Consider the following 14,417-nt stretch of genomic DNA (forward strand, 5'->3'; position numbering starts at 1 on the left):
CTTAGGAGGTTTTGACATGCCAAAATATACAATTGTTGATCAGGATACATGCATTGCCTGTGGCGCCTGCGGTGCTGCTGCCCCTGATATCTATGACTACGATGATGAAGGCCTTGCATTCGTAATTTTAGATGACAATGAAGGAAACACGCCAGTTCCGGAAGTATTGGAAGAAGACATGCAGGATGCTTTTGAAGGCTGCCCAACAGACTCGATCAAAGTGGCAGATGAGCCATTTGAAGGCGACCCTTTAAAACACGAATAAAACGTGCCAGTAAAAAACCGGTGAGACAAGGATCTCGCCGGTTTTTTATTCTTTATTATTTTTATCTTTACATTCTGAATTTACTCGCTTCAGTTTGAAGCTCTGTAGCCAATGAGGCCAGAGCTTGTGAACTTGTTGCTATTTGTTCAATGGCTGCTAGCTGTTCTTCAGTCGCTGCGCTCGAATCATGGGCTATAGTAGCCGTTTTTTCAGCAATTGCTCTTACTTGATGAGCACTCTGTGAAACAGCTTCTGTCATGGCTTCTAATTCTTCAATCGCTGCTGAAACGGTCTCTACTTTTTCCCCTACATCTGTTACAGATGACTTGATCTCCTTGAACACTTTAAGGGATGTTTGTGAAGCAGATAAGCCTTGTTCCACCTTATTGCTTCCAGCCTGAATAGATGCAGCGGCTAAACTTGTGTCCTTTTGGATTTCTTTGACCATCGCAGCAATTTCAGCCGCAGAAGTTTTTGACTGCTCAGCAAGTTTGCGCACCTCTTCTGCCACGACAGCAAAGCCTTTTCCAGCTTCCCCTGCACGCGCCGCTTCAATGGCCGCATTTAAGGCGAGCAAATTGGTCTGCTCAGAAATAGCGGTAATTAACCCGGTCACCTTCTGTATCTCAGACGCATGGTTTTCTAAAATTTTCATGTACTCTTCTGTTTCTTTTATGGACACATGAATATCTTCAATTTGATCAGATACATGCTCAGTAGCCTCTTCTCCCTGGCCAACTAACGATTCTACTACCTCAGCAGAATGAAGCATGTTTTCGTTGCTTTCGGCAATCTGTTTAATCCCCTCTGACATTTCCTCCATAGACACCACTGCCTCGCTAATAAGCTCTCGCTGCATGCTGCTTCCTTTCATATTTTCCTCCGCTGTGCTTGCCATCATTTGCGAAGAAGCAGCGCTTTGTTCTGTACTAGCTGACAATTCCTGAGATTGGGCAGATAGTTGGAGAGCAGATTGATTAACCTTGCCAAGGATGTTTTGCAAATCCTCTACCAGCTGGTTGAAGGCCATTCCCATTTCTCCAACCTCGTCTTTATTTCTTATGCGCAGCTTGTCTACCTGCAAATTACCTGCTGTCACTTCCTTCAAGGCAGCTGTTACCTTTCTGACTGGTCTTGTAATCGATCGTGCTATGAAATAAGCAATAACGCCTCCTAAAATCGTTCCGGCTGCCACAAGCAAAATTAAAAATATTTTTGTTGCCACCACGTAACGTTTTAGTTCCGTTCTTGTTTCGTTCACCTCTTCCATCTGCACTTGTTTTAATTCCAATGCTTTATCTTTTAATGCTTCTTCCGCTTCGTTAGTCTCGGTGACATATTTATTTGTTTCAGCTTCCAGGCCCTTCTCCTGGCTTTCAAAGACTTTAGAAGTAAGTTCGTTATATCGGGCACCCGCCTCTTCTAGTTCATTTAATATTTCCTTAGTCTTTGACTGTTTAGTTGCCTGTTTAAGTTCACTAAGTATGTTGGCAAATTCTTCTTGTTTTGACTTAATTGCGTCCAAATCCCGCTGTTCAGAAAAGGCAAAGTAAGCGAGCGAGTTGATAGACATATCTTTTTCTATGGTAATTACTTCATTCACCATTTCTATCTTTTTTACACGGTCATCAAGCAAGAACGTGTATTCCTTATCAATTTTGATAGCTGCCAGGTACCCAATAACCCCTACGATAACTAAAATCACCAAAACTGCAATAAAGCCAGAGTATAACTTTTTTCCTATTGAAAAATTCACTATTTGCTCCTCCACTTCATCTTTCTTCCGTATAAATGTCTATTTTCTACGGATAATTATACCCTTTGCACTATAACATTCAAGAACTTTTTGACTAGCACACAGGTCCATGGGAGCATATAAAAAGCTCTAAAAGTCTTTTCATCCACTTTTAGAGCTTATTATTAGTAACATTTTAAGAGACAGCTGTTTGTTTACGCATCCAAACGTAAATTCGGGAATAAATGAGCATAAAGACAGCAGCCATTAAAATTCCTTTAACAATATTAAAAGGCAGGATAGCCGAAACGACCATTTGCTTCGTCTCCGGCGCACTCATAGCTGGTGCGTTTAAGAAAAGTGTATAAGCAGGAAGAACAATATAGTAATTTAACACGCTCATCATAACTGCCATAAACACCGTTCCACCTACTAAAGCAAAAGTTAAGCCTTTTTTCGTCTCAAACTTCTTATATACATAATAAACCGGAAGAATAAAAGCAATGCCAGCAACGAAGTTGGCTAAGTGGCCAACTGGCACACCGGTCGGACTTCCAGTCATAAAAAAGTCTAAAATATTTTTCACTAGTTCTACCATAATACCAGCAAGCGGCCCAAAGATAATAGCAGCGATTAGTGCAGGAATGTCGCTGAAGTCAATCATTAAAAAGCTTGGAAACGGGGGAATTGGAAAATTCAGCAGCATGAGTAAATAAGAAAGCGTGCTCAATAACCCCACAGACGTCAACATACGGATATTCATTTTTTTCACAACAATTCTCTCCTTCTTCTCATTCATCATTCATAAGAAGAAAGGCTGCCAAATCCTTGAGGAACAACAAACCCCCAAGCTAGTAGCTTGAGGGAGAAAAGTCATACTCAAATAAACGTTCAAATCTGCACATTTTGAACGCCGGCAGACCTTCACCTTCTCCCATCCAGACTATACTGTCGGCTTTGGCTTCTCACCAAATCAACCTTGCGGCTCGCGGGCTTAGAAACGATTATTTCCATACCGCCGGTCGGGAATTTCACCCTGCCCCGAAGATGAATATAAGATTTTTCCTAGCGGCCTTCACCTGCCACAACAACAAGTGACGACCAGTAGATTTAATTAAATAATAACAATCCCCCAAAAAAAAGCAAGGGGGGCAGCCCCTTGCTTTTGCTAATAACCTAGATTTACATACTTTGCTGCCGAGCCACACTATCTGTATGTACCCTTCCTGCTATCTCCTCCAAGTGACTATTATGGATAAGAGACTGCTTTTTCTCATTTCTTGATTGTGCAAGCCCTCCCCCGATCATCAACAAACTAACACACAAAGCCATGAGCAAAGCGATCATAAAACGTTTCATGTAGTCTTTCATGGTGCACCGCCTCCAACTTGCTTTTTTGCTGCCCTTTTAGTTGTATGACGGAAAGCGTTTCCAGTATGACTATTTTTCTGGATAAACAAGCAAAGCGGTAAATTACTTACTCTCCGGGCAGGCGAAATGAGAAAATGGTTCCTTGTCCCAATTTGCTCTGTACTTTAATGCTGCCATTATGAGCGGAGATAATATTCTTTGCAATGGAAAGGCCGAGCCCCGTTCCAGAACGGCCTCTTGTCCGGGCCTTATCCCCTTTGTAAAAGCGTTCAAACACAAAAGGCAAATCCTCTTCGCTAATTCCCGCTCCAGAATCCTGGACGGATATATGATGGCCATCTGCTTTTAACTCATAGCTCACTTTTACGAAGCCATGTTCCGGTGTATGGCGCAAAGCATTATCAATCAAGTTGGTTAAAACTTGCTCAATGCGATCAGGATCCAATTTAGTTAATATTTTTTCATTAGGAATCTGCCACGCTAAATCAATATGCTTTTCTTTGGCAATCCCTTGGAATTTATCAGTCACCCGCTGAATAAACGCTGGAAAATCCACTTCTTCTAGATTCAAAGAAATATGTCCCGCCTCCATCCGTGCCAAATCTAAAAGCTCATTGACAAGCCGGCCAATCCGCAGTGACTCATCATAAATGATTCGAGCCATTTCTCTTTTTTCGTCTTCTGTAGCAGCAATATCATCAATGATTGCCTCGCTATAGCCTTGAAGCATAGAAATCGGCGTACGAAGCTCATGAGAAACGTTCGCTACAAAATCCTTTCTTAACTTGTCAAGCCGGCGCTCTTCCGTCATATCACGAACAACAGCAACCGCTCCACGAACGTTTTTCCCATTATAAAGCGGACTAACAATAATGACATAAGAACGGCCTTGAATAGAAAACTCGCCAATTTTTTCGGTCTCTGTTTGAACGGCCTCTTTCAAGAGTTCTTCGACGAGCGAAGGCATCATTTGCTTTGGGTTTTCTTTCTCCACTTCATAATACCAATTTTGCAAAAATCGTTCTGCCGGCGGGTTAGTAATTAAGATCGTGCCGTCCCGGTTAAAGGTTATAACGCCATCAGCCATACTGCTCAAGATGCTGGCCAGTTGCTCTTTTTCCTGGTTTAACGCGTGAATATTGTGATTGAGCTGCTTTGCCATTTGATTGAACGAAGTGGCCAGCGCCCCAATTTCATCACTCGTTAAAATAGGAACCGTCGTATCGAAGTTTCCTTTCGTCAGTTCATTGGCTGCCTCTCTCATTTTGCGCAAAGGCGCTGTGATTCTCGTTGACAGGAAAAAGGCAAAAATCGTCGTTAAAAAAATCGCAATGCCAGCAGCCAGCAGAATAAGCTTCGTCGTTTGGTGAGAGGTTTCTTTAATGACTTCAAGAGATTGATAAATGATAACAGCGCCGTCCTGGCCCTTCTTCATTACGAGTGGAACAGCAATAGCAATTGAGTTCTCATGGCGATTGGTCCGGCCGTCTTCATTTACCTCCAATTCTGCTTTTACTTTCTTTTTCTCTGTAAATACACGAGATAATATAGGGTGATTCACTATCTCACTTCGTTTGAGTCGATTGAGGGCCGGATCATTCGGTGAATAATGAAAAGTCTCTCTGTTTTCAGCAATAATGACATGAACAGGCTCATCCACCAGCTCCCAGGCTACTTCCATTCCTGTTTTTTTGTCTTCATGTTCGGAAATTACCTTAGCGATTTTTACCGCTGTTTCTGATAATCCGCTCTCCACTTCGTTCGTATGATAATTCTCAAAGAATTCCAGCAACAAAATGGTAAGAAAGAAAAGAACAAAAGAAACGAGCAGCAAAATCGTCATCCACAGTTTCCCTACTACACTTCTCCAAAGCTTCATTCATTTACGACCTCAAATTTATAGCCTACTCCCCATACTGTCACAATCATTTTTGATGCTTTCTCCGACACTTTATTTAATTTTTCACGCAGGCGCTTTACATGTGTGTCCACTGTGCGCAAGTCGCCAAAAAACTCATAATGCCATACTTCTTTTAGTAAATGCTCCCGGTCAAATACTTTGTCCGGTGATTTAGCAAGAAAATAAAGCAGTTCATACTCTTTAGGTGTTAAATTCACTTCTTCGCCATCAGCAGTAACGCGGTGTGCGTCATTATCAATGGTTAAATGCGGATAGACAATTAAATCTTTAGACTTTGTATCCGTTTGTAAATAAGAGGTTGGCGAAGATCTTCTAAGCAGTGCTTTGACCCGCAAAACGACTTCTCTCGGACTGAACGGCTTCACAATATAGTCATCCGTCCCCACTTCAAAGCCTTGGACCCGGTTTGCCTCTTCTCCTTTTGCCGTTAACATGATTACAGGCGTAGATTTCTTTTCTCGCAATTCCTTGCACACTTCAATGCCGTCTTTGCCAGGCATCATAATATCCAACAGAATGCAGTCATATTCTTTATTCAACGCAAGCTCAAGAGCTGCTTCTCCGTCTTCTGCTTCATCGACTTCATAATTTTCACGCTCTAAATACATCCGAAGCAGACGACGTATCCTTTCTTCATCGTCAACGACTAAAATTTTCAGTTCATTATCCACCTAAATTCCTCCCTATATGTACAATAAAATTCCTTCTAAACTGCAATCTTGTCTTTATTATCAACTAATCAAAGCTGTTTTTCAATTCATTCGCGCCTTTATAAAAAAGCCTCCGCACAAGGCGGAGACAGTTAAGCATATGAATGAAGACCAGCAATAACCAGGTTGACAGCGACAAGGTTAAACATAATAATAACGAACCCGATTACAGCCAGCCAAGCTGACTTTTGTCCATGCCATCCTTTTGACAAGCGCAAATGCAAAAAGGCAGCATAGAACAGCCAAGTAATGAGCGCCCATACTTCTTTCGGGTCCCATCCCCAAAACCTTGTCCAAGCAATCTGCGCCCAAATCATGGCGAAGATTAAACCGCCAAGTGTGAAGACAGGAAAACCGATTAAGATAGCGCGATAACTGACCTCGTCCATTAAATCCGTGTTCACATTTTTAACGAGCGGCTTAACAAGGGCTCCAATGCGTTTTCTTGTCAGCAGGCGAATCAGGCCATACAATAATGCACCAGCAGCAAGTGACCAGATCGTCGTATTCAATTTTTTCGAATTAATAAAGGCCGGCATGTCTACAATCGGTTCAAACTTATCTTTCGTTAATAGTTTCCCCTCATTTGGACCCACAATCGCCGGTACAGTAAACGTCTCTTTAGCTACGTTGCCCTCTTTGTTAACATACTCAAATTGCGCTTCATAACCGGATAGCGTGAAGGTAGTTGTTACTGCGACAAACCCTACAACCGCAATAAGGCTATACATAATGAGTTCGAGCCAAATCGTCTGTTTGCTGCGCTTGGACTGATCAATCGTTTTCACTAAATAAACTAGTCCAGCAATAAAACTAATGGCAAGAATGCCTTCCCCGGCTGCCACAGTTGTTACGTGAATATGCAGCCATTGGCTTTGGAGAGCCGGAATGAGCGGGCTAATATCACGCGGAAACATGCTTGCATAAGCAATAATAACCAGTGCAACCGGCAAGGCAAACACGCCGAGCACAGGAAGACGATACATGAAATAAATAATGATAAAAGCGCCAACTAGCATCATTGAAAAGAATGTAATAAATTCAAATAGATTACTTACAGGCGCATGACCTGAAGCAGCCCATCGAGTAAAAAAGTAACCTAGCTGGGAAGCGAAGCCAAGCACAGCTACTGTAATACCTAATTTGCCCCAGCGGTTTTCTGCTTGTTTTTCTCCATTTTTCTTTGGACGAATGGCTCCGCCAAAGAAAAATGTCGCGATCAAATACATAATAAATGAAGCATATAGCAAATTCCCGCTCCATTGGACTAAATCGGACATAGAACGATTCCTCCTTTTAAATTAAGCTATGTCACACTCTAGTCGATTGTTGGCTCCGTGTCTTAGACTCCTCTCTCCTGCTATTTTATTGTTATAAAGGATGAGCCTTAGCCGAATAAGCCAACCTCCGAATCTACTCTTCTAAACAAATCTTTCTTATCCTTGTTGATCTTCCGGCATTGGAATGGCCGTGTCCTCAAGCACGGAATTGATTTCTCTTTTTAGTCCATGCCAGTTTTTATTCGTATGAGCAGCAACATATATTTCACCGTCTATTTGACGAATCCACAGACGGCGATGGTTCCAGTAAGCCCCCTGAATCACTCCGATCATAAAAATGGCTCCTCCTACACCAAGTATCCATAGAGTCAAGTCTTTACGCACGGTTAAAGCTGAGATGTTCCGTGTTTCAATTCCTCTGAATTCCATTTTGTAATCGGTTTTCCCTACAGGTTCAAGCGTTTGACGGATCGCTGTAAAGCTGATTTCCCCTTTCGGATGCTCGGGAGAAACCATTTTGAATAAGAAAGCCGGATTGTTCGGAAGGGGAGATTTTGTTTTTGGTTCTCCATCTGACCCTATGCCATCATAATCAGGATAGTAACCAACAATTTCGACTTTATATCCGTTGCCGAGATCATATGTATCTTTTGGATTAAAGAGATCAACTTTCACTCTGCCCGCTTCTTTTTGTGTCGCTTTGTTTGTCAGGGCCAGTTCCATTGCTTTCATTTCATCTTTGCTGTAACTGTCCTGATAAAGAGCGAATTTATCGAATTTCAGCGGCTCATTCACCCTAATCTCCGCATCTTTCACCTTTACAAGCTTTGGCTTTGCCCCTGGAAGATCCCGATTTTCATCTCTGTAAAGAACCGCATCGGTCTGATAATTTTTAACGACATTCCCTGTTCGTTTGAGCGCTTCCTTGAAAACTTCCGGATCTTTCTTCTCATCGTAATTTTCAATGGTGAATTTTTCGTTTTTTAAGTAATACTCTCCCTTTGTACCCGGGATTTCAAGTGTTTCTCCTTCCCGAATCCATAGCATTGCGTCCGTATACATGCCATCTGCGGATCGAAGCATCGCTCCAATTAAAAAAATAATTAATCCGATATGATTGACGTAAGGACCCCAACGAGAAAAGCGCCCTTTTTCAGCAAGAAGGCTGCCATCTTCTTCTCGGATATGATAACGTTTGCTTTTCAATTTTTCTTTTACTTTATCAAGCTCTTCAGGCTGAAGCGCTCCTTCTTTTAAAGCAAATAAGCGCTGTTTTTTCATAAACGAACCATGCCGGGCGACGCGCTGGTTCTTTAGCGCCCGATATAACGGAATAACACGGTCCAAGCTACAAATAACGAGTGACACGCCGATTGCTGCAATTAAGCCAATAAACCAAATAGAATTATATAGATCATAAAACCCAAGCGTGTAATAGATTTTGCCGGCCGTTCCGTAGGTCTCCTCATAATAAGTTTCCGGAGCCACATTGTTCGGAATAAATAGCTTTTGTGGAAAAATTGTTCCGATAGAGGAAGCAATTAACGTTAATACAATTAACCAAATACCAACCTTAACGGAAGAGAAAAAATTCCAGATCTTGTCAACAATCGTTTTGTTATACGTTTGTGACCGACGGGCACTGCCTTCGTAACGCATATCATGCAGCTTTTCTTTCTGCGCTTCTTCAGTTAGTGCCCTGCCGCAGGACTCACATAAAATCGTTCCATGTGGATTTACGTGGCCACATTCACATTTTACCTTCGCCATACTCAAACTCCTTAAGTTAAGGTTTCACTTTTTCAAACAAAGCTCGCACCTGTTCTTCTTTCACTAATCCACCAATAACAATTTCTTCAACCTTTCCTTCAGGGCTAATCATAAAAGTAGCCGGAAGCGGATTAATTCCGTAAGCATCCTGAACCTCTTTTGTAGAATCAATAGCAATCGGAAAAGTCAGGCCATACTGCTTGGCGAACTTTTTCGTCTGTAACTCAGAATCACCAACATTGACGGCAAGGACTTCCACTCCCTGGGCTTTAAATTCTTTAGACAGCTTTTCCATATGAGGCATTTCTTTTTTACATGGTTCGCACCAGGTTCCCCAGAAATTCAAGAAAACGCCCTTTCCTTTATAGTCGGATAACTGCCGTTCTTTCCCCGATAAATCTGTCAAAACAAAATCAGGCGCTTTGTCTCCTTTTTGCAAGTTGCCGCGCGCTTCTTTCGTTAAATTCGAGTAAAACGTATAGCCAACCGCTACCGCAAGTACCGCTAAAATAATAGAGCGTACGATTAACCTTTTTTTCTTTTTGTTCAAGTCCTTGGGCCCTCCTTATGAAGTATAGACATGTGTTTTTCTACTTATCCTTCAATGAATGGGAAGTTTAATTGTAGTTATTCGACAAAAAAGTTTCAAAACTACCCCCATTATACCATTTTGTCTTTTTGTTGCTAAAAAGGGATTTGAAGGATATGTGACAGTTTAGTCATCTATCGCAGAGAGCCTGTCTCAGCTAGTGTACGCAGCTGTTTCACTTCATGAGTTGTCAGTTCGCGAAATTCTCCTGCATTCAACCCATTTAGATTCAAAAAAGCATAGCGTTCCCTTTTCAGCTTCTGCACCTCAAAGCCAATTGCTTCAAACATGCGCCGTACCTGACGGTTTCTCCCCTCATGTATCGTGATCTCAATCAGTGACCGCTGTTTTTTTCTATCGACGGACAGTTCCTTCACTTTTGCAGGTGCTGTTTTGCCATCTTCAAGCTGAATGCCTGTTGCTAATCTCTTAAGCAAATGACGCTGCGGAATCCCATTCAGGCGGGCTACATACGTTTTATCTATTTGGTAGCGGGGGTGAGTAAGCAAGTTAGAAAACTCTCCATCGTTCGTTACAATTAACAAACCTGATGTATCATAGTCTAAGCGGCCTACCGGAAAAATTCGCTGCTCTACAAATGGAAAGAAATCGGTTACTACTTTCCGTTGTTTGTCATCTGACACAGCGGAAATCACTCCGCGCGGTTTGTAAAATAAATAATATACTTTTCTTTCTCTCTCCACCGGAACCCCGCCGACTTCTACCCGGTCAGAAACCCCTACTTTTGTCCCTAGTTCTCTTACAACTTTTCCATTCACTTTTACTTTTCCTTCAATAATCAGCTCTTCCGCTTTCCGCCTGGAAGCGATACCGGCTTGAGCAATCACCTTTTGTAGCCGTTCCATTCTTTTCACCTCAACGTTTCAGTATGTGTCCTTATGCATTATTACACATCCATCCAAATAAGAAAAGAGCGAGGCTTCTCTTGGAATTCAGCCACAAAAAAGCGATTGTTGCAGATAGCCATGAGCCCTCTGCAACAATCGCTGTTTGATTATTTATGAAAGATAGAAACATTTGTCTATATAGTCCCTTTAAGCCGTTTGAATACATCGTCTTAAAACATCCAGGAAACAATGACGAGTGCTGCAATGAATCCTGCTACGTCAGCCCATAGCCCAACTTTTAAAGCGTCCCCCATTTTTTTGATGCCGACCGCACCAAAGTAAACAGTTAACACGTAAAAGGTTGTATCAGTGCTTCCCTGCATGACTGAAGCAAGCCGGCCGATGAAAGAATCTGGTCCATGAACAGCGATTAAATCACTAACCATGCCCAGTGCTGCATTTCCAGAAATCGGGCGAATAATAGCAAGCGGAAATACTTCCGGCGGCAAACCGATCCATAGCAAGACAGGTCTCACCCATTCTACTAAACTATCCAATGCTCCTGAAGCCCGAAAAATTCCGATCGCCACCATCATTCCAATAAGATAGGGAATAATAGAAACGGCTATATGGATGCCTTCCTTTCCCCCTTCTACGAAACTCTCATACGTGGGTACTTTTTTAAATGTGCCGTACAATAGAATAAAAGCAATCATGATTGGTATGATCCACATAGACATGAGAGAAAGCCAGGCCACTTACTTCCCCTCCCTTTTTTTTCTTCTTATATAAAAAAAACGATCAATTGCTATAGCTGCTACCGCTGAACAGGCTGTAGCTAAAATTGTGGGTGCAATAATTTCAGCAGGCGAAGCGGAATGATAGGAAAAGCGAATAGCGAGTACGGTCGTTGGAATAAGAGTAATACTTGATGTATTAATAGCGAGAAAGGTAATCATAGACCGGCTTGCTTCCGCTTTCCCGCCATTCAGCCGCTTCAGTTCCTCCATCGCCTTGATGCCGAGGGGCGTAGCGGCATTTCCAAGCCCAAAAAAATTGGCGGTCATATTAGAAAGAATGTATCCCATTGCCGGATGGCCGGACGGAATATCGGGAAAAAGCCTTTTGGCAAACGGCTCAAATAACCGGGCCAGCTTCTTTAATAAGCCAGCTTCTTCGGCTATTTTCATCAAGCCGAGCCAGAAGACGAGCACGCTAACCAGCCCGATACAAATCGTTACTGCTTCACCAGCCGATTTAAACACCGCTTCATTTACTTCTGCCATTTTTCCATTTACCGCGGCAAAGATCAGTCCAATGATTGTCAGCCCTACCCATATAAAGTTAACCATTCTTTATCCCGCCGTTCATGACCAAGGCAACCAGTCCTTCCACTTTTTCCATATTGATGTGTCCTTCTCTTGCTTTTCTGCCTTATAATAAATCGGAACTGAATCCAGCTTTTTCTTTTTCAAATATACCTCTGCTCGTCCTACTACAGCCGGCGCTTGCCCATTTTCCCATTGCTTTTTTGGTTTGAGCATCTGATAGCGAACGGCAACCTTCTTTTCTTCTTTCTTTGTCAAAGGATAGAACACCTCTCGCTTTAAATAAAGACGATCTTTATAAAACGGGTGATTTCCCGCTTTCACCTTTCCTTTTTGAAGAATAATTCTAGGATCATAATTTGCAAATCCTTGTTCATAGAGGTAAATGTGGTCATTCCAGTCATCTGGTGCATTCAATGTGACGGCAATCAAATCCATATCGCCCTTTGTTGCTGTCGTGACAAGCGTTCTTTTTGCTTTCTTCGTATAACCTGTTTTTCCACCTGTACAGTATTTATACTTTTCTGTTAACAAGCGATTTTTGTTATACCAAATTCTGTCCCACTCGCCTTCCGGATCGGGTGATCTATATACTTCTGTACCGGAGATTTTACGGTACTTGGCATTTTTCATAGCATATCGCGTCAATAATGCCATGTCATAAGCGGTAGAACGGTGCTTCTCACTGTCATCCAGCCCGTGGGGGTTGGCGAAGTTTGTATTTTTCATACCGATTTCCTTGGCCTTTTCATTCATTAAGTACACAAAACCTTCCACGCTTCCGCCAACATGCTCTGCAATAGCCACTGCCGCATCATTTCCTGACCGAAGCATGAGGCCGTACACTAAATCCTCAAGCGGAATTTTTTCTCCTTTTTTTAAATAAACAGAGGAACCCTCCGTGTGCACAGCCCGTTCACTTACTTTCACTTTTTCATCTAGCTTGTCCGATTCGATCGCAATGATAGCTGTCATAATCTTTGTTATGCTGGCAATGCGCATGACAGCATGAGGGTTTTTTTCATAAAGGATCCGTCCACTTTGCTGTTCCATTAATACAGCACTCGCTGCACTCGGTCCGGCTGCTGCTGCAGAGGCCCCGGATGTCAGAAACAGCAGGAAAGCCAGGATAGCAATTGGCAGCTTTTTTTTCATCCACTCTTCTCTCCCTTGCTCATTTGTACAAATATATGCCAAACGAGCATATTTAGAATGGATAGAAAACAAAAAAAGCGGCAGCCGCCGCTTTTTTAAGATTCGTTTGCAAACACTTGCTCAAATTGTTCAAAAAACAAATCAGCTTCCTCCGGTTCAGAAGAGGCCAGCTCTTCAGAAAGCGGCGGAAGCTCCGCCAAATCCTTCATTCCAAAACAATCAAGAAACTCTTTCGTTGTGCCATATAATATCGGCCGTCCTGGCCCCTCGCTTCGCCCCGTTTCCTTAATCAGCCCTTTGACCGTAAGGGTGTGAAGGGCACTTTCTGTTTTTACTCCGCGGATTTCTTCGATTTCTGCTCGGGTGATCGGCTGCTTATAAGCAATGATCGCCAGCGTTTCAAGTGCAGCCTGGGACAGCGTCTGCGGCTGGCTGCTCTCAACCAGTTTCTTTAAATAAGGAGCATGTTCTCTTTTCGTTGCCAGCTGATAAGTGCCTGCCAATTCGATCAATCCAATGCCTCGCTCTTCATCCTTCTCATATCTTTCTTTCAGCTCTTCTATAATGCCTGCAGCTTCAAACTCTTCTACTTGAAGTACTTGAGCGAGCTGCTTTAAAGTCAGTCCACCATCACCTGCCGCAAAAAGCAAACTCTCTGTTATGCCTAGCCAATTAACAACCGTCATCGATTGCTCCTCCTTTCGCCCGGATGAACAACTCTGAAAAATTTTCTTGCTGTTCTACTATAACCTCATTTTGCTTCATCAGCTCCAAGACAGCTAGAAAACTAACCACTAGCACTTCCTTGTCTCCTGCAGTAAATAACTCATCAAACTTAAATAACTTTCCGCTTCGTTTCAGCCTGGATAAAATCTCATCCATCCTCTTTTCAATCGGAATTTCCTGTCTCGCTATGGTGGCGACATAGGGCCGCTTTAATTTTTTTCGTCGAAGGAGCTTATGGAACGCCCCGAGCATATCATACACTGTTACATTTAAATTGGCTGCTGTTGGTTCTTCGTTGCTAAAAGCCGTCAGGTCACTTGGCGCCTTTGTAAAGAACTGCCCTCGCTCCAACTCTTTGTCTTGGAGCTTCTTAGCTGCCTCTTTAAACTTCCTGTATTCCACCAGCTGCTCAACCAGTTCTTCACGGGGATCCTCTTCCCACGCTTCCTCTGTCTCTTCTTCTTCGTGAACAGGGAGAAGCGTCTTGCTTTTAATGGCAAGAAGAGTAGCGGCCATCACCAAATACTCACTCGCAAGATCGAGTTCCAGCTCTTTCATCGCATGAATAAATAGAAGGTATTGTTCCGTAATTTCTGCCATTGGAATATCATATATATCTATTTCCAGCCGCTGAATTAAATGAAGCAACAAATCAAGCGGCCCTTCAAATACTTCTGTTTTTACGTTATATTGCATTCTTCATCACCAGTTCTTTTTCA

The 14,417-nt window shown here is 42.6% G+C and carries 15 protein-coding genes, 1 pseudogene and 1 riboswitch; of the genes and pseudogenes, 1 reads left to right on the top strand and 15 read right to left on the bottom strand.

Annotated features, from left to right (window positions below):
* Positions 1 to 16: 16 nt before the first annotated feature.
* Positions 17 to 265 carry a ferredoxin gene (locus CJ483_RS05535; RefSeq protein ID WP_049662954.1) on the top strand — a complete coding sequence of 83 codons (249 nt, stop codon included), beginning with the start codon at positions 17 to 19 and terminating at the stop codon, positions 263 to 265.
* A gap of 67 nt (positions 266 to 332) precedes the next feature.
* On the opposite strand, the gene CJ483_RS25695 is transcribed toward CJ483_RS05535, so the two are convergent.
* From CJ483_RS25695 to CJ483_RS05605, 15 genes and pseudogenes are all read right to left on the bottom strand, one after another.
* Positions 333 to 920, bottom strand: coding sequence for a methyl-accepting chemotaxis protein (locus CJ483_RS25695; protein WP_481747735.1), 588 nt, complete (start codon positions 918 to 920; stop codon positions 333 to 335).
* Positions 921 to 1,274: 354 nt separating this feature from the next.
* Positions 1,275 to 2,036: pseudogene (locus CJ483_RS25700) on the bottom strand (MCP four helix bundle domain-containing protein); the annotation flags it as partial.
* Between the two features lie 160 nt (positions 2,037 to 2,196).
* Positions 2,197 to 2,772, bottom strand: coding sequence for an ECF transporter S component (locus tag CJ483_RS05545; RefSeq protein WP_120032674.1), 576 nt, complete (start codon positions 2,770 to 2,772; stop codon positions 2,197 to 2,199).
* A gap of 150 nt (positions 2,773 to 2,922) precedes the next feature.
* Positions 2,923 to 3,053, bottom strand: a riboswitch (FMN riboswitch).
* A gap of 129 nt (positions 3,054 to 3,182) precedes the next feature.
* Positions 3,183 to 3,371, bottom strand: a complete 189-nt coding sequence (locus CJ483_RS05550) for a hypothetical protein (RefSeq protein ID WP_120032677.1) — start codon at positions 3,369 to 3,371, stop codon at positions 3,183 to 3,185.
* Between the two features lie 106 nt (positions 3,372 to 3,477).
* Positions 3,478 to 5,250 carry an ATP-binding protein gene (locus CJ483_RS05555; RefSeq protein WP_120032680.1) on the bottom strand — a complete coding sequence of 591 codons (1,773 nt, stop codon included), beginning with the start codon at positions 5,248 to 5,250 and terminating at the stop codon, positions 3,478 to 3,480.
* Entirely contained in the window at positions 5,247 to 5,963 is a 717-nt protein-coding gene (locus tag CJ483_RS05560) for a response regulator transcription factor (RefSeq protein ID WP_120032683.1), read from the bottom strand. Before CJ483_RS05560 ends, CJ483_RS05555 begins: the two co-directional genes overlap by 4 nt.
* Positions 5,964 to 6,094: 131 nt before the next feature.
* Complete coding sequence (ccsB, locus tag CJ483_RS05565) at positions 6,095 to 7,282, bottom strand: c-type cytochrome biogenesis protein CcsB (protein WP_120032686.1); 1,188 nt, start codon at positions 7,280 to 7,282, stop codon at positions 6,095 to 6,097.
* Between the two features lie 156 nt (positions 7,283 to 7,438).
* Complete coding sequence (resB, locus tag CJ483_RS05570) at positions 7,439 to 9,052, bottom strand: cytochrome c biogenesis protein ResB (RefSeq protein ID WP_120032689.1); 1,614 nt, start codon at positions 9,050 to 9,052, stop codon at positions 7,439 to 7,441.
* Positions 9,053 to 9,068: 16 nt separating this feature from the next.
* Positions 9,069 to 9,602, bottom strand: a complete 534-nt coding sequence (gene resA / locus CJ483_RS05575) for a thiol-disulfide oxidoreductase ResA (protein ID WP_120032692.1) — start codon at positions 9,600 to 9,602, stop codon at positions 9,069 to 9,071.
* 173 nt (positions 9,603 to 9,775) lie between these two features.
* The gene (locus CJ483_RS05580; protein WP_120032695.1) at positions 9,776 to 10,507 is read right to left on the bottom strand and encodes a pseudouridine synthase; all 732 of its coding nucleotides are present in this window, start codon (positions 10,505 to 10,507) and stop codon (positions 9,776 to 9,778) included.
* Between the two features lie 212 nt (positions 10,508 to 10,719).
* On the bottom strand, positions 10,720 to 11,229 hold the full coding sequence (locus CJ483_RS24405) for a spore maturation protein (protein WP_182917147.1): 510 nt from the start codon (positions 11,227 to 11,229) through the stop codon (positions 10,720 to 10,722).
* Positions 11,230 to 11,247: 18 nt separating this feature from the next.
* Entirely contained in the window at positions 11,248 to 11,841 is a 594-nt protein-coding gene (locus CJ483_RS24410; protein ID WP_120032701.1) for a nucleoside recognition domain-containing protein, read from the bottom strand.
* A gap of 15 nt (positions 11,842 to 11,856) precedes the next feature.
* On the bottom strand, positions 11,857 to 12,972 hold the full coding sequence (locus CJ483_RS05595; RefSeq protein WP_120032704.1) for a D-alanyl-D-alanine carboxypeptidase family protein: 1,116 nt from the start codon (positions 12,970 to 12,972) through the stop codon (positions 11,857 to 11,859).
* 95 nt (positions 12,973 to 13,067) lie between these two features.
* Positions 13,068 to 13,658, bottom strand: a complete 591-nt coding sequence (gene scpB / locus CJ483_RS05600; RefSeq protein ID WP_120032707.1) for an SMC-Scp complex subunit ScpB — start codon at positions 13,656 to 13,658, stop codon at positions 13,068 to 13,070.
* Positions 13,645 to 14,394: a segregation/condensation protein A gene (locus tag CJ483_RS05605; RefSeq protein ID WP_120032710.1), complete on the bottom strand. Its 750-nt coding sequence runs from the start codon at positions 14,392 to 14,394 to the stop codon at positions 13,645 to 13,647. Before CJ483_RS05605 ends, scpB begins: the two co-directional genes overlap by 14 nt.
* Between the last annotated feature and the right edge of the window lie 23 nt (positions 14,395 to 14,417).

It is taken from the genome of Bacillus sp. PK3_68 (assembly GCF_003600835.1).
GTDB lineage: Bacteria > Bacillota > Bacilli > Bacillales > Domibacillaceae > Pseudobacillus.